The sequence below is a fragment of the Enterobacter sp. EC_50 genome, from assembly GCF_019584525.1.
In the GTDB taxonomy this organism is placed as follows: Bacteria; Pseudomonadota; Gammaproteobacteria; order Enterobacterales; family Enterobacteriaceae; genus Enterobacter; species Enterobacter roggenkampii.
Genome location: NZ_VDAF01000006.1, coordinates 59,438 through 73,572 on the forward strand (window position 1 = coordinate 59,438; position 14,135 = coordinate 73,572).

16 protein-coding genes are annotated in these 14,135 nt (G+C 57.8%); 10 read left to right on the top strand and 6 right to left on the bottom strand.

What is annotated here, in order from left to right; all coding sequences use genetic code 11:
• The first annotated feature begins 359 nt into the window (after positions 1-359).
• Positions 360-1,931 (top strand): galactarate dehydratase, encoded by a 1,572-nt coding sequence (gene garD, locus FHC48_RS06855; protein ID WP_059363821.1) that lies wholly within the window; start codon positions 360-362, stop codon positions 1,929-1,931.
• 155 nt (positions 1,932-2,086) lie between these two features.
• Here the strand turns inward: garD and rsmI are convergent, their stop codons facing one another.
• A complete protein-coding gene (gene rsmI, locus FHC48_RS06860) occupies positions 2,087-2,950 on the bottom strand; it encodes a 16S rRNA (cytidine(1402)-2'-O)-methyltransferase (protein ID WP_023294650.1) in 864 nt (287 codons plus the stop codon).
• Positions 2,951-3,011: 61 nt separating this feature from the next.
• Between rsmI and FHC48_RS06865 the strand changes: the two genes are divergently transcribed.
• From FHC48_RS06865 to dolP, 4 genes are read left to right on the top strand one after another with little or no spacing between them, the layout of a single operon-like run.
• Positions 3,012-5,177: a penicillin-binding protein activator gene (locus FHC48_RS06865; protein ID WP_059363820.1), complete on the top strand. Its 2,166-nt coding sequence runs from the start codon at positions 3,012-3,014 to the stop codon at positions 5,175-5,177.
• Complete coding sequence (locus FHC48_RS06870) at positions 5,135-5,530, top strand: YraN family protein (protein WP_021242244.1); 396 nt, start codon at positions 5,135-5,137, stop codon at positions 5,528-5,530. The genes FHC48_RS06865 and FHC48_RS06870 overlap by 43 nt, the downstream gene beginning before the upstream one ends.
• Positions 5,531-5,551: 21 nt before the next feature.
• Positions 5,552-6,142 (top strand): DnaA initiator-associating protein DiaA, encoded by a 591-nt coding sequence (diaA, locus tag FHC48_RS06875; protein WP_003861754.1) that lies wholly within the window; start codon positions 5,552-5,554, stop codon positions 6,140-6,142.
• Positions 6,143-6,151: 9 nt separating this feature from the next.
• Positions 6,152-6,727 (top strand): division/outer membrane stress-associated lipid-binding lipoprotein, encoded by a 576-nt coding sequence (gene dolP, locus FHC48_RS06880; RefSeq protein WP_008501489.1) that lies wholly within the window; start codon positions 6,152-6,154, stop codon positions 6,725-6,727.
• A gap of 65 nt (positions 6,728-6,792) precedes the next feature.
• On the opposite strand, the gene FHC48_RS06885 is transcribed toward dolP, so the two are convergent.
• Both FHC48_RS06885 and FHC48_RS06890 read right to left on the bottom strand, forming a co-directional pair.
• Positions 6,793-7,830, bottom strand: coding sequence for a permease (locus FHC48_RS06885; RefSeq protein WP_008501488.1), 1,038 nt, complete (start codon positions 7,828-7,830; stop codon positions 6,793-6,795).
• Positions 7,831-7,869: 39 nt separating this feature from the next.
• Positions 7,870-8,514 (bottom strand): NAD(P)H-binding protein, encoded by a 645-nt coding sequence (locus FHC48_RS06890; RefSeq protein ID WP_021242246.1) that lies wholly within the window; start codon positions 8,512-8,514, stop codon positions 7,870-7,872.
• 128 nt (positions 8,515-8,642) lie between these two features.
• On the opposite strand from FHC48_RS06890, the gene FHC48_RS06895 reads away from it, so the two are divergent.
• A complete protein-coding gene (locus FHC48_RS06895) occupies positions 8,643-9,161 on the top strand; it encodes a type 1 glutamine amidotransferase domain-containing protein (RefSeq protein ID WP_008501486.1) in 519 nt (172 codons plus the stop codon).
• Here FHC48_RS06895 and FHC48_RS06900 read toward each other — a convergent pair.
• The gene (locus tag FHC48_RS06900) at positions 9,141-9,575 is read right to left on the bottom strand and encodes a YhbP family protein (protein ID WP_021242247.1); all 435 of its coding nucleotides are present in this window, start codon (positions 9,573-9,575) and stop codon (positions 9,141-9,143) included. The genes FHC48_RS06895 and FHC48_RS06900 overlap by 21 nt on opposite strands.
• Positions 9,576-9,589: 14 nt before the next feature.
• Between FHC48_RS06900 and FHC48_RS06905 the strand changes: the two genes are divergently transcribed.
• Positions 9,590-9,919, top strand: a complete 330-nt coding sequence (locus FHC48_RS06905) for a GIY-YIG nuclease family protein (protein WP_008501484.1) — start codon at positions 9,590-9,592, stop codon at positions 9,917-9,919.
• Here the strand turns inward: FHC48_RS06905 and FHC48_RS06910 are convergent.
• Both FHC48_RS06910 and FHC48_RS06915 read right to left on the bottom strand, forming a co-directional pair.
• Positions 9,906-10,409, bottom strand: a complete 504-nt coding sequence (locus FHC48_RS06910) for a GNAT family N-acetyltransferase (RefSeq protein ID WP_008501483.1) — start codon at positions 10,407-10,409, stop codon at positions 9,906-9,908. The genes FHC48_RS06905 and FHC48_RS06910 overlap by 14 nt on opposite strands.
• Entirely contained in the window at positions 10,403-10,927 is a 525-nt protein-coding gene (locus FHC48_RS06915; protein WP_008501482.1) for an SCP2 domain-containing protein, read from the bottom strand. Before FHC48_RS06915 ends, FHC48_RS06910 begins: the two co-directional genes overlap by 7 nt.
• A 211-nt stretch (positions 10,928-11,138) precedes the next feature.
• On the opposite strand from FHC48_RS06915, the gene FHC48_RS06920 reads away from it, so the two are divergent.
• The 3 genes from FHC48_RS06920 to FHC48_RS06930 all read left to right on the top strand — a co-directional run bounded on the left by FHC48_RS06920 (position 11,139) and on the right by FHC48_RS06930 (position 14,106).
• Positions 11,139-12,134, top strand: a complete 996-nt coding sequence (locus tag FHC48_RS06920) for a peptidase U32 family protein (RefSeq protein ID WP_045415306.1) — start codon at positions 11,139-11,141, stop codon at positions 12,132-12,134.
• Positions 12,135-12,141: 7 nt separating this feature from the next.
• The gene (locus FHC48_RS06925) at positions 12,142-13,020 is read left to right on the top strand and encodes a U32 family peptidase (protein ID WP_025912548.1); all 879 of its coding nucleotides are present in this window, start codon (positions 12,142-12,144) and stop codon (positions 13,018-13,020) included.
• Between the two features lie 78 nt (positions 13,021-13,098).
• Positions 13,099-14,106: an LLM class flavin-dependent oxidoreductase gene (locus tag FHC48_RS06930; RefSeq protein ID WP_021242251.1), complete on the top strand. Its 1,008-nt coding sequence runs from the start codon at positions 13,099-13,101 to the stop codon at positions 14,104-14,106.
• The last annotated feature ends 29 nt before the right edge of the window (positions 14,107-14,135 follow it).

Sequence of the window (14,135 nt, forward strand, 5' to 3'; positions counted from 1 at the left end):
TAATTCCGCAGCCTTTTTCAGTATCGTTTTATTTATTCAGACACCGCGCCATCATGATATTTATTATTCGGACATATTCTGGCGTAATAAAATCGTCATTCAGTATAAGATGCAATCCACGGCCGCACATTGTTTTAATGCTCAGGTATCACGCTATTTTTTGATAAAAATTTTTGCATATGCACAAAGCACTGGGCGCTAATGCACAGAATCAAGGATTACGGGCTCGCGAGCGATCGGGATCACATTTTGATATTGAATCTGCTGACATGCTTTATTTCTGAAAGCCGCGTATTTATTTCTACCATCAGAAAAATGGCTGAACCTATTATCAGAATTTTGCTGGAGAATACTGACCAATGGCCGACATTGAAATTCGACAGGCACCGCCGACGGCGTTTTATATAAAAGTGCACGACGCCGATAACGTGGCGATTATCGTCAACGACAATGGCTTAAAAGCAGGAACCCGCTTCCCGGACGGGCTGGAACTGACTGAGCATGTTCCGCAGGGACACAAAGTCGCCCTGGTGGATATCCCTGCTGAAAGCGAAATTGTGCGTTACGGTGAAGTCATCGGCTATGCCGTTCGTTCGATACCGCAGGGAAGCTGGGTGGAGGAGTCGCTGGTGGCGCTGCCAGAAGCGCCGCCGCTGAACACGCTTCCGCTGGCAACCCGCGTGCCGGAACCGCTTCCCCCGCTGGAAGGCTATACCTTTGAAGGGTATCGCAATGCGGACGGCAGCCTCGGCACTAAAAATCTGCTCGGCATTACCACCAGCGTGCACTGCGTGGCGGGCGTCGTGGATTACGTGGTGAAAATCATCGAACGCGATCTGCTGCCAAAATACCCGAACGTCGACGGCGTGGTGGGACTGAACCACCTCTACGGCTGCGGCGTGGCGATTAACGCGCCCGCTGCGGTGGTGCCTATCCGCACCATCCACAATATCGCCCTGAACCCCAACTTTGGCGGCGAGGTGATGGTCATTGGCCTGGGCTGTGAAAAGCTCCAGCCCGAGCGCCTGCTGCAAGGCACGGAAGATGTCAAAGCCATTCCGACAGACGAGGCCAGTATCGTGCGCCTGCAGGACGAACGCCACGTCGGTTTTCGCTCAATGGTCGACGATATTTTGCAGGTGGCAGAACGCCATCTGAACAAGCTCAACCGCCGCCAGCGCGAAACGTGCCCGGCGTCGGAGCTGGTGGTCGGAACCCAGTGCGGCGGCAGCGATGCCTTCTCCGGCGTGACGGCCAACCCGGCGGTGGGCTTTGCATCCGATCTGCTTGTTCGCTGCGGCGCCACGGTGATGTTCTCCGAGGTGACTGAAGTGCGTGACGCCATCCATCTGCTGACGCCGCGCGCCGTTAATAAAGAGGTCGGCAAGCGACTGCTTGAGGAGATGGCCTGGTACGATAACTATCTCGATATGGGCAAAACCGACCGCAGCGCCAACCCGTCTCCGGGCAACAAGAAAGGCGGCCTGGCAAACGTGGTGGAAAAAGCCCTCGGCTCTATTGCCAAATCCGGGCAGAGCGCCATTGCAGAAGTGCTCTCTCCGGGCCAGCGCCCGACGAAACGCGGCCTTATCTACGCCGCAACGCCAGCCAGCGATTTTGTGTGCGGCACGCAGCAGGTGGCATCCGGCATTACGGTACAGGTCTTTACCACCGGGCGCGGCACGCCGTACGGCCTGATGGCGGTGCCGGTGATCAAGATGGCGACCCGCACCGAACTGGCAAACCGCTGGTATGACTTAATGGATATCAACGCGGGCACCATCGCCACAGGAGAAGAGAGCATTGAGGACGTGGGCTGGAAGCTGTTCCACTTCATTCTGGATGTCGCCAGCGGGCGAAAGAAAACCTTCTCGGACCAATGGGGATTGCATAATCAGCTGGCGGTGTTTAACCCGGCACCGGTGACGTGATTTTCCGTCCCACATCTATCCCGCATTTAGGTAACCCGTCGGACACGCCGCAAACCTTCCAGGTTGAGGCGATACCTGCTAGCTAAAAGACACATAACGATCCGTAGGTCGGATAAGGCGTAGCCGCCACCCGGCAAAAACCGGCAGGGGATGCCTTACTCCCCCTGCTGCTCCAGCGCATACTTATACAACGCATTTTTCTTCACGCCGTGAATTTCTGCCGCCAGCGCAGCGGCTTTCTTCAGCGGCAGTTCCGACTGCAGCAGCGCCAGCGTGCGCAGCGCGTCGGCAGGAAGGGCGTCTTCTTCCGCCTTGTGCCCTTCGACAATCAGCACCATTTCACCCTTGCGGCGGTTTTCGTCTTCCTTCACCCACGCCAGCAGCTCGCCCACCGGTGCGCCGTGGATGGTTTCCCAGGTTTTGGTCAGCTCGCGCGCCAGCACCACGTAGCGGCCTTCCCCCCAGACGGTCACCATATCTTCCAGGCTCTCCAGCAGGCGGTGCGTGGATTCGTAGAAAATCAGGGTGCGCGGTTCCGCTTCCAGCTCTTTTAAGACGTCGCGGCGGCCTTTGGATTTAGCAGGCAGAAAGCCTTCATAGCAGAAACGGTCAGACGGCAGACCTGCGGCGCTTAACGCCGCAATCGCGGCGCACGGTCCCGGCAGGGGCACAACGCGAATACCGGCTTCGCGACAGGTACGCACCAGGTGATAGCCCGGATCGTTGATCAGCGGCGTACCGGCATCGGAGACCAGGGCAATGTTCTGCCCCTCTTTCAGCTTCGCCACCAGCGTTTCGGCTTTTTGTTGCTCATTGTGATCGTGCAGCGCAAACAAACGGGCGTTAATCGCGAAATGTTGCAGCAGCAGGCCGGTGTGGCGGGTATCTTCAGCAGCAATTAAATCAACAGCTTGCAGTACGGTGAGCGCACGTTGGGTAATATCAGACAAATTCCCGATAGGAGTAGGTACAATATAAAGCTGGCCTTGAGAATTATCTGCCGTTTCGTGTTGTTTCATTGTTTCGTCCGTATTGCCGATTTAATATTGAGCATTGCGTAAAAAAATCACTGGATACAGTATGGTACCGTTAACGTTTCTTCGAAAAAAAGCCACGCGCAGCGTGCCGCTTCTGCTGGCAGCCCTGATCTTTGCAGGCTGTGGCACCCAGGCACCTGACCAGAGCACCGCCCATCTCCAGGGTTCTGCTCAGGCTGATTCTGGCTTTTATCTGCAACAAATGTCGCAGAGTTCAAATGATACCAAGACCAACTGGCAATTACTCGCCATTCGTGCACTGCTGAAAGAGGGTAAAACCCAGCGGGCAGCCGAACTGTTTAACCAGTTGCCAAAAGATCTTAACGACGCACAGCGTCGCGAGCAGAGCCTGCTCTCTGCCGAGCTGAAAGTCGCGCTGAAAGATTACGCCGCGGCGAAGAAGATCCTCGGTGATATCGACGTAAGCGCGCTGGATAAAATCCAGCAGGCGCGCTTCTGGCAGGCGGGTATTACCGCTGAGCAGGGACGCCCTTCCCTGACGTTGCTCCGCGCGCTCGTCGCGCAAGAGCCGCTGCTTGGCGGTGCTGATAAGCAGAAAAATATTGATGCCACCTGGCAAGCGCTGGCGTCGATGACGCAGGAACAGGCGCAGGCGCTGGTCATCAACGCCGATGAAAACGTCCTGCAGGGCTGGCTGGATCTGCAGCAGATGTGGTTTAACAACCGCAGCGATCCAAAAATGTTGAAAGCCGGCATTACGGACTGGCAGACGCGCTACCCGCAAAACCCGGGCGCGAAAATGCTGCCAACCCAGCTGGTGAACGTGCAGAACTTTAAGCCAGCTTCCACCAGCAAAATCGCCCTGCTTCTGCCGCTCAACGGCCAGGCGGCGGTGTTTGGACGTACCATTCAGCAGGGTTTTGAAGCGGCGAAAAACGGCACGACGTCGGTAGCCGGCAGCGCCGTTCCCGCTCAGGCAGCCCAGGCGGCTAATGTGAATAATGATGTTGTCAGCCCATCCGCCGCAGAGACCAGCGACCTGACCACGGCGCAAACGCCAGCGCAGGGCACGATGCAAAACCCTGTGACGGCCCCGACGACGCCTCCAGCTGAAGCTGCACCGGCTACAGCAGCACCTGCGGCCCAGGCTCCGGCCGAGACGCAAACGGCGCCAGCTCCTGCCACAACAGCAGAACAGCCTCAACAGCAGCCTGCACAACCCGCGGCTCAACCTGCCGCGCAGCCGCAGGCCGTGGCAACCACCAGCGCCAACCCGGGCGCTGAATTGAAAATCTACGACACCAGCTCTCAGCCGCTTGACCAGGTGCTGGCGCAGGTACAGCAGGACGGGGCGAGCATCGTTGTCGGTCCGCTGCTGAAGAACAACGTGGAAGAGCTTATGAAGAGCAATACCACGCTGAACGTGCTGGCGCTCAACCAGCCAGAGCAGGTTCAGAACCGGGCCAATATCTGCTACTTCGCGCTCTCTCCAGAAGATGAAGCCCGCGATGCGGCGCGTCATATTCATGAGCAGGGTAAGCAGGCTCCGCTGCTGCTCATCCCACGCAGCACGCTGGGCGATCGCGTGGCCAATGCCTTTGCCGATGAGTGGCAGAAGCTGGGCGGCGGCGTGGTGCTGCAGCAGAAATTCGGTTCCGTCTCTGAACTGCGCGCAGGCGTAAACGGCGGGGCGGGTATCGCGCTTAACGGTAGCCCGGTCACCGCGAGCCTGCCACAGCAGCAGGGCGTGACGATTGGCGGCCTGACGATCCCTGCGCCGCCAACCGACGCGCAGATTAGCGGTGGCGGTAAAGTGGATGCGGCCTATATCGTTGCCACACCGCAGGAGATCGCCTTTATCAAACCGATGATTGCAATGCGTAACGGCAGCCAGAGCGGCGCAACGCTCTACGCCAGCTCCCGCAGCGCACAGGGCACCGCAGGCCCGGATTTCCGTCTGGAAATGGACGGTCTGCAGTACAGCGAAATCCCGATGCTGGCCGGCAGCAATCCATCCCTGATGCAGCAGGCGCTGAGCGCGGTGCGTAACGATTACTCTCTGGCGCGTCTGTATGCGATGGGGGTTGATGCGTGGGCGCTGGCGAACCACTTTACCCAGATGCGTCAGGTGCCGGGCTTCGAGCTTAACGGCAACACCGGCGATCTGACCGCGACCCAGGATTGTGTGATTAACAGGAAGTTATCATGGCTCAAATACCAGCAGGGGCAGATCGTCCCGGCCAGTTAAGCCGCAAACAAACCGGCGATGCGTGGGAGTTAAAGGCGCGTCGCTGGCTTGAAGGCAAAGGACTGCGTTTTATCGCCGCCAACGTCCGCGGACGTGGCGGCGAAATCGACCTGATCATGAAAGACGGTCAGGTCATTGTGTTTGTTGAAGTGCGCTTTCGACAGTCCTCCCGTTTTGGCGGTGCTGCCGCCAGCGTGACGCTCGCCAAACAACATAAATTATTACAGACTGCCCACTTGTGGCTCGCCCGCCATAATGGGAGTTTTGATACTGTGGATTGCCGGTTCGATGTGATAGCCTTCACCGGAAATGAGATCGAATGGCTTAAAAACGCTTTTGGCGAAGACGCATAATTAAGATTTAAAAGGGATAACGTGCTCGAAAGAATTAAAGTGTGCTTCACAGAAAGCATCCAGACTCAGATTGCCGCGGCGGAAGCCCTTCCGGATGCTATCTCGCGTGCCGCAATGACGCTGGTGCAATCCCTGCTAAACGGCAACAAAATCCTCTGTTGTGGCAACGGCACGTCAGCCGCCAACGCACAGCATTTTGCTGCCAGCATGATCAATCGTTTTGAAACAGAACGCCCCAGTTTACCTGCCATTGCACTTAATACCGATAATGTGGTCTTAACGGCGATTGCTAACGATCGTCTGCATGACGAAATTTACGCAAAGCAGGTGCGAGCCCTGGGTCATGCCGGAGATGTGCTGCTGGCTATCTCCACGCGCGGCAATAGCCGGGATATAGTCAAAGCTGTTGAAGCCGCCGTCACCCGCGACATGACTATCGTGGCCTTAACCGGCTATGACGGGGGTGAACTGGCGGGTCTGCTTGGGCCGCAGGATGTGGAAATCCGCATTCCCTCTCACCGGAGCGCACGCATACAGGAGATGCATATGCTCACGGTGAACTGCTTATGTGACTTGATCGATAACACGCTTTTCCCTCACCAGGATGATTAAGGAGTTCTTATGAAGGCTTTATCGACCCTCGCAGTCCTTATGTCTGCATTACTGCTTCAGGGATGTATCGCTGCGGCCGTTGTGGGTACCGCCGCAGTAGGCACCAAAGCGGCAACCGATCCGCGCACTGTGGGAACACAGGTGGATGACGGTACGCTGGAGCTGCGCGTCAACAGTGCGCTGTCGAAAGACGAACAGATCAAGAAAGAGGCGCGTATCAACGTGACGGCTTATCAGGGCAAAGTGCTGCTGGCAGGCCAGGCGCCGAATATGGAGCTCGCCTCGCGTGCGAAACAGATTGCGATGGGCGTTGAAGGGACCACAGAGGTGTTTAACGAAGTGCGTCAGGGCAAGCCAATTGGCCTGGGTGATGCCTCTTCCGATACCTGGATCACCACCAAAGTACGTTCCCAGCTGCTGGGCTCGGACCAGGTGAAATCTTCCAACGTGAAGGTGACAACGGAAAACGGTGAAGTGTTCCTGCTGGGTCTGGTGACCGAACGTGAAGGGAAAGCGGCGGCCGATATCGCCAGCCGGGTGAGCGGCGTGAAGCACGTCACCACCGCGTTTACTTACATTAAATAAAAAAATCCCCTCAAGTGAGGGGATTTTTTTGTAGGCCCGGTAAGCGTAGCGCCACCGGGCGTTTTTCACAGAAGCGCAATGCTTCCCACCATCACCCCGCTCAACGCCACCAGCCCCGCGGTGAGCCACAGCGCTTTCGCCGGGAATGACTTACGCAGCATAATCAGCGACGGCAGGCTGATGGCTGGTAACGTGATGAGCAATGCCAGTGCCGGTGCGGTGCCCATGCCGGCCAGCATCATGGTCTGAACAATGGGAATTTCTGCGGCGGTAGGGATCACAAACAGGCAGCCTGCAACGGCCATCGCAATGACCCACAACAGCGTGTTGTCGATAGCGCCATCCGCATGCGGGAAGAGCCAGACGCGCGCCGCCCCGAGAACCAGCACCGCCAGGATATAGACCGGGATGGTGCTCCAGAAAAGCTGCCATAGCGCCCTGCCCCAGCGCGCAAAGAACCCGCCCTGCGGCTCGCTGACGTCCAGCTCAACAGACGCGGACTCTGGCGTCTTATCCTTCACCAGATTTTGCACCAGCGTCGCCACCACCAGCACGGTCAGCAGTCCGGCCACCAGACGAATGAACGCGAAATGCCAGCCCAGGACAAAACCCATAAACACCAGCGTTGCCGGGTTGAGCAGCGGGTTGCCCATCCAGAACGCCAGCGCGCCGCCCATCGACACGCGCTGGCGGCGCATCCCTGCCGCCACGGGCGCAGCGCAGCAGGAGCACATCATGCCCGGCAGGGAGAAGATCGTTCCCAGCAGCGTACCCTGAAAGCGCGGCTGTCCGAGGGTTTTCACCAGCCAGTTGCGCGGGATCAGCACCTGAATCAGTGAGCCCAGGATCACGCCCAGGACGGCAGCCTTCCAGACGGCAAGGAAGTAGACCATGGCATAGTCCCACGCCGCCTGAAGCGGGCTGGCATCCGCCTGAGCGAGAATAGATTTGCCGATGCTGTGCGTTTCGGCGGCGGTGAAGGCTTTGCCGTAGTACGGCTGCCATTTCACGTACCAAAGGCCAACAATGACCACGAGAAAGAAGAGTGCGGGCTTCCACCATTGAACAGGTGTTGCCGCCTGAGATGAAGACTGACCAGTCATAGCATTCCCCGGAGAGGATGAGTAATTAGCCGGGGGAGTTTACGCCTCGCCCTGCGCGATTTCACGCAGTTTTGCCGAAGGAATAATGTTTACGCCCGCTTTCGACGGAGCCAGTCCCTCTTTTAACATCGCACGCGCGACGTCCCGCGCCTCGATAGATTTCCAGTTGCCGGGCAGGATCCGAAACAGCGGGGCAAATATCGACTCGTTAAAGCGGCGCTCGTCCCGGTGGCCGATCAGCATTGAGGGGCGCACAATCGTCAGCTGCTCCCATTTCTGCGCAATCAGCGCATCCTCCATCTTGCCCTTCACCTTGTTGTAGAAGAAAGGCGATCCGGCACTGGCGCCCAGCGCGCTGACCACCAGAAAATGTCTGGCTCCCAGCTTTTTCGCCGTAAGCGCGGTGTCCACCACCAGCGTATAGTCGGCGTGGATAAATGCCTCTTTGCTCCCCGCCTCCCGCCGCGTGGTGCCCAGACAGCAAAAGGCGATATCAATCGGGTCCTGGACCTGCGCCAGCGCATCCGTCAGCTGGGGATCGTGCGGATTAAAGACGCCGGAGATGTCCGCCAGCGGTCGACGCGTCGGGGCGGCGATGTAGTTCACGCGGCGATCCTGAATCAGCAACCGCAGCAGATGATCGCCCACTAATCCGGTAGCACCGGTAATTAATACCTGACTCATCGTATCCCCTTTACAGAATTGTCCGTTTGCGAACTCGGCGTCGTCGACCACACTTAGAAGTCTGTTACAGGTAAGTATTTACCACAAGCGGAGAAAAATCAGTCTGAAGCCAAAACAACGGAGGAAGCATGGGCAAGAAAATCGCAGTCTTGATTACCGACGAGTTTGAAGATTCAGAATTCACCTCTCCTGCAGAGGCGTTCCGCAAGGCGGGACATGAGGTCATCACCATCGAGAAAGAGGCGGGCAAAACGGTGAAAGGCCATAAGGGCGAGGCCAGCGTGACCATCGACGAGACTATCGATAACGTGAGCCCCTCCGATTTTGACGCCCTGCTTTTACCCGGCGGCCATTCACCGGATTCCCTGCGCGGAGACGAGCGCTTCGTGACCTTCACCCGGGACTTTGTCTCTACCGGCAAACCGGTCTTTGCCATCTGTCACGGCCCGCAGCTGCTCATCAGCGCGGAGGTTGTACGCGGGCGTAAGCTCACGGCGGTGAAACCGATCGTTATCGATCTGAAAAATGCGGGCGCCGAGTTTTACGATCAGGAGGTGGTCAACGACAAAGACCAGCTTATCACCAGCCGGACACCGGACGATCTCCCGGCGTTTAACCGCGAAGCGCTACGCCTGCTCGGCGCGTAACCAGTGCAGCTTCTTGCCAAAGCCCAGGGTGTTGTCGGTAAATTTCAGCTCATCGAGGCGGATTTCCCACACCGGGGCTTTTAGCGCAGCGGCGACCGGAAAGCGGCGCGTGTAGTGCTTGCGACGCGCGTCGCTCTCTTCTCCGTCCAGGCGACGGATTTCCCCTTTAAACTGTACCCCACGGATCAGCGCGACTGTTTTCGGCTGGCCATTTACCGTGCCCGCGACTTTTGCCTGCTGGCCGGCCATCTGCGCATGACGCGTTTTGTCTTCGCTCATGACGTAAAATGCGACGCGCTCCGGATCGTAGTAGTAAAACGCGTTTGCGCACCACATCTCACCCTCGCTGTAGACGCACCAGGTGACGACGTGCTGCTTCGCCAGCCAGCGGTTAATGGCGGCCAGTGTTTCCATTTTCGTTCTCTCTCATGCTATGGTGCGTTCACCTTAACATACTGAATCTGTTTACCGTGTGCTGGTTTCTCTATCTTGTCCGAACCGCTGATAACGCACTCTACACCGGGATCACCACCGATGTGGCACGGCGTTTTTTACAACATCAAACGGGGAAAGGGGCAAAAGCGCTGCGGGGGAAAGGAGAATTACAGCTCGCCTTTTCGGCGCCCGTCGGTGACCGATCGCTGGCGCTCAGGCTGGAATACCGCATCAAACAGCTGACGAAGCGCCAGAAAGAGCGCCTCGTGACCGGAGACGGCTCCTTTGAGGCGCTACGCGAGAGCCTGATTAAAAGCGATTGAAATGGTCGTGGTATTCGACCAGACCATTGACGCCGTTGAGCGCGTCGTCCGCCAGACGGTGCACCTGGAACGCGGATTCCGTACCCGGCCAGCGGCAGCGCAGATCGTAATGCGCGGCCTGCTCGAAGCCCAAACGGCCATAGAATGCCGGATCGCCCAGCGTTACAACGGCCGCATAACCGAACTCATTGAGCGAATCCAGCCCTTCATAGACCAGCTGGCGCGCCAGCCCCTGCCCGCGATAGTTTTCATCCACCGCCAGCGGTGCCATACCGACCCACTGCAGCTCTTCGCCCTGAACGATGACCGGACTGAAGGCAACATAGCCCACCACCTGACCTTCATCATCGGTGGCAACCAGCCCCAGCGTGATCAGGCCGTCTTCACGGAGATCGTGGACCAGTTGGGCTTCCGCATCGCTCTCAAAAGCGCGGCGTAATAACGCATCGATACCCGGTGCATCAATCCCAATTTCGACTCGAATCAGCATGGCTCACCTACTGAAGTGTGTTTACTGTCCGGCGGGGTTTTCAGCCCGGCCTCAACGAAATCTGCCATTTGCATTAACATTACGCGCAGCGCTTTCGGCATCTGCTCCAGCTCAATGGCATCCATTAAATTCTTAACGTACAGGCCCAGCTCCGTGTCGCCTTCAATCACCAGACGGCGCTGGAAGAAGAGCGTATCCGGATCCTGCTTGCGCGCGGCGATCATCAGCAGATCGCTGGCGTTGGCGCTAAAGCTCACGTCCGCCTCGGCGGTTTCGCGGACGATCAGCTGGTCATTCTCAACGGAGGTAAACCAGCGCAGCCCGATGTCACGTACCTCAATGCTCAACCAGCGGCCTTCCAGGAATTCCAGCTCGCCATCCTGCAGCGCCTGGCGGAACTGCCAGCTCAGGACCTGCTCCAGCACCTGACGTTTAAGCGCGAACGGCGCCAGCTTTACCGGCACGCTCAGCATTGATGGGCCAAATTGTACGAGACGTGAACGCAGTTTATCCAGCACGAGCTTTACTCCCTGATATCTATAGTCCTGCTATTTTGCCATATCCGACGCATAACATAGCGGCGTAAATCAACAAACCGTCGTCCGGACAACCTCATTATTGGTGCCATCAATACGCCATTAGCTGCCTTAAATCAAAAATTGTCGCGTATGGGTTAATTAAAATCCCAGCTCGTTAACATTTTTGCGATCGACAACATCAGGATAAATTATGGAGCTGCTCTGCCCTGCCGGAAACCTTCCGGCGCTTAAGGCGGCCATCGAAAATGGGGCCGATGCGGTCTATATCGGGCTGAAAGATGACACCAATGCCCGCCATTTTGCTGGCCTCAACTTTACGGAGAAAAAGCTTCAGGAAGCCGTTAACTTCGTTCACCAGCACCGCCGCAAGCTGCATATCGCCATCAATACCTTTGCTCATCCTGACGGCTACGCCCGCTGGCAGCGCGCGGTGGATATGGCGGCACAGCTGGGTGCCGATGCGCTGATTCTGGCCGACCTCGCCATGCTCGAGTATGCGGCAGAACGCTATCCCCATATTGAGCGCCACGTCTCTGTTCAGGCATCTGCCACCAACGAAGAGGCCGTACGTTTTTATCACCGAAACTTTGACGTGGCCCGCGTGGTGCTGCCGCGCGTACTCTCTATTCATCAGGTTAAGCAACTCGCACGCGTCACGCCAGTGCCGCTGGAAGTTTTTGCCTTTGGTAGCCTGTGCATTATGGCCGAAGGCCGTTGCTATCTTTCCTCGTATTTAACCGGCGAGTCGCCAAATACCGTCGGGGCCTGTTCCCCTGCCCGCTTTGTCCGCTGGCAGCAAACGCCGCAGGGGCTGGAATCACGCCTGAACGAAGTGCTGATTGACCGCTATCAGGACGGTGAAAACGCCGGTTATCCCACCCTGTGTAAAGGCCGCTATCTGGTGGACGGCGAGCGTTACCACGCGCTGGAAGAGCCCACCAGCCTTAACACGCTGGAGCTGCTGCCGGAACTGCTGGCGGCCAATATCGCCTCGGTGAAAATTGAAGGTCGCCAGCGCAGCCCGGCGTACGTGAGCCAGGTGGCGAAAGTGTGGCGTCAGGCTATCGACCGCTGCCTGGCGGACCCGCAGAACTACGCGCCGCAGCAGGCCTGGATGGAGACGCTCGGATCGATGTCCGAAGGCACGCAAACCACGCTGGGCGCGTATCACCGTAAATGGCAGTGAGAAAATCATGAAATATTCATTAGGGCCGGTGCTTTACTACTGGCCAAAAGAGACGCTGGAAGATTTTTACCAACAGGCCGCCACCAGCAGCGCCGATGTGATTTACCTCGGCGAAGCGGTGTGCAGCAAACGTCGGGCGACGAAAGTGGGCGACTGGCTGGAGATGGCGAAAAGCCTGGCGGGAAGCGGCAAACAGGTGGTGCTTTCCACGCTCGCGCTGGTGCAGGCCTCTTCGGAACTGGGCGAGCTGAAACGCTACGTTGAGAACGGCGATTTCCTGCTGGAAGCGAGCGATCTCGGCGTGGTGAACATGTGTGCCGAGCGCAAGCTGCCGTTTGTCGCGGGTCATGCCCTGAACTGCTACAACGCGGTGACCCTGCGCCTGCTGCTCAAACAGGGGATGACGCGCTGGTGCATGCCGGTGGAACTCTCCCGCGACTGGCTGGCAAACCTGCTGACGCAGTGTGAAGAGCTGGGCATTCGCAACAAGTTTGAAGTGGAAGTGCTGAGCTACGGACATCTGCCGCTGGCCTATTCCGCCCGCTGCTTTACCGCACGCTCGGAAGACCGTCCGAAAGACGAGTGCGAAACCTGCTGTATTAAGTATCCGAACGGGCGCAGCATGCTGTCCCAGGAGAATCAGCAGGTGTTTGTTCTCAACGGTATTCAGACCATGAGCGGCTATGTCTATAACCTGGGCAACGAGCTGGCGTCGATGGACGGGCTGGTCGATATGGTGCGCCTGTCGCCGCTGGATACCGGCGTGTTCGCGATGCTGGATGCCTTCCGCGCTAACGAAAATGGCGCTGCTCCGCTGCCGCTGACGGCAAACAGCGACTGTAACGGCTACTGGAAGCGTCTGGCCGGGCTGGAACTGCAGGCCTAAAAAAGGCTCACTTTGTTAACAACGGTTATCATTTTTTAATGCAGTATTAAAGATTCACCGTCGACAAAGTGAGCTGTTATGACTGACAAAACCCTTCCGTTTTCGGTGCTGGATCTGGCGCCGATCCCACAAGGCTCCTCGGCAAGAGAAGCCTTTTCGCACTCTCTGGATCTGGCTCAGCTGGCCGAAAAGCGTGGCTATCACCGCTACTGGCTGGCCGAACACCACAACATGGTGGGCATTGCCAGCGCCGCCACCTCGGTACTGATTGGTTATCTGGCGGCAAATACCACCACGCTGCACCTGGGCTCCGGCGGCGTGATGCTGCCGAACCACGCCCCGCTGGTGATCGCCGAGCAGTTCGGCACGCTGAATACCCTCTATCCGGGCCGTATTGATTTAGGGATTGGCCGTGCGCCGGGTAGCGATCAGCCGACCATGCGCGCCCTGCGCCGCCATATGAGCGGCGATATCGACAACTTCCCGCGCGACGTGGCCGAACTGGTGGACTGGTTCGACGCGCGTGACCCGAACCCGCACGTGCGCCCGGTACCGGGTTACGGCGAGAAGATCCCGGTCTGGCTGCTGGGCTCAAGCCTCTACAGCGCGCAGCTCGCCGCCCAGCTGGGGCTGCCGTTTGCGTTTGCCTCGCATTTCGCGCCGGATATGCTGCATCAGGCGCTGCATCTCTACCGCACGCACTTCAAACCGTCCGAGCGTCTGGAGAAACCGTACGCGATGGTCTGTATCAACATTATTGCCGCCGACAGCAATCGCGACGCGGAATTCCTGTTCACCTCCATGCAGCAGGCGTTTGTGAAGCTGCGTCGCGGTGAGACGGGCCAGCTTCCGCCGCCGGTGGAGAATATGCATCAGCTGTGGTCAGCTTCAGAGCAGTATGGCGTACAGCAAGCGCTGAGCATGTCGCTGGTGGGTGATAAAGCGAAAGTGCGTCACGGGCTGGAGGCAGTGCTGCGCGAAACGCAGGCGGATGAAATTATGGTTAACGGCCAGATTTTCGATCACCAGGCACGTTTGCATTCGTTTGATTTGGCCATGCAGGTGAAAGAGGAGTTGGTGGGGTAGCCTTTTTGCCAGGTGGCGCTTCGCTTACC

What these genes read in the sequence shown, in the direction of transcription:
- garD (WP_059363821.1), top strand. Translation starts at nt 360, where the DNA reads ATGGCCGACATTGAAATTCGACAGGCACCGCCGACGGCGTTTTATATA.
- rsmI (WP_023294650.1), bottom strand. Translation starts at nt 2,950, where the DNA reads ATGAAACAACACGAAACGGCAGATAATTCTCAAGGCCAGCTTTATATT.
- FHC48_RS06865 (WP_059363820.1), top strand. Translation starts at nt 3,012, where the DNA reads ATGGTACCGTTAACGTTTCTTCGAAAAAAAGCCACGCGCAGCGTGCCG.
- FHC48_RS06870 (WP_021242244.1), top strand. Translation starts at nt 5,135, where the DNA reads ATGGCTCAAATACCAGCAGGGGCAGATCGTCCCGGCCAGTTAAGCCGC.
- dolP (WP_008501489.1), top strand. Translation starts at nt 6,152, where the DNA reads ATGAAGGCTTTATCGACCCTCGCAGTCCTTATGTCTGCATTACTGCTT.
- FHC48_RS06885 (WP_008501488.1), bottom strand. Translation starts at nt 7,830, where the DNA reads ATGACTGGTCAGTCTTCATCTCAGGCGGCAACACCTGTTCAATGGTGG.
- FHC48_RS06890 (WP_021242246.1), bottom strand. Translation starts at nt 8,514, where the DNA reads ATGAGTCAGGTATTAATTACCGGTGCTACCGGATTAGTGGGCGATCAT.
- FHC48_RS06895 (WP_008501486.1), top strand. Translation starts at nt 8,643, where the DNA reads ATGGGCAAGAAAATCGCAGTCTTGATTACCGACGAGTTTGAAGATTCA.
- FHC48_RS06900 (WP_021242247.1), bottom strand. Translation starts at nt 9,575, where the DNA reads ATGGAAACACTGGCCGCCATTAACCGCTGGCTGGCGAAGCAGCACGTC.
- FHC48_RS06905 (WP_008501484.1), top strand. Translation starts at nt 9,590, where the DNA reads ATGCTATGGTGCGTTCACCTTAACATACTGAATCTGTTTACCGTGTGC.
- FHC48_RS06910 (WP_008501483.1), bottom strand. Translation starts at nt 10,409, where the DNA reads ATGCTGATTCGAGTCGAAATTGGGATTGATGCACCGGGTATCGATGCG.
- FHC48_RS06920 (WP_045415306.1), top strand. Translation starts at nt 11,139, where the DNA reads ATGGAGCTGCTCTGCCCTGCCGGAAACCTTCCGGCGCTTAAGGCGGCC.
- FHC48_RS06925 (WP_025912548.1), top strand. Translation starts at nt 12,142, where the DNA reads ATGAAATATTCATTAGGGCCGGTGCTTTACTACTGGCCAAAAGAGACG.
- FHC48_RS06930 (WP_021242251.1), top strand. Translation starts at nt 13,099, where the DNA reads ATGACTGACAAAACCCTTCCGTTTTCGGTGCTGGATCTGGCGCCGATC.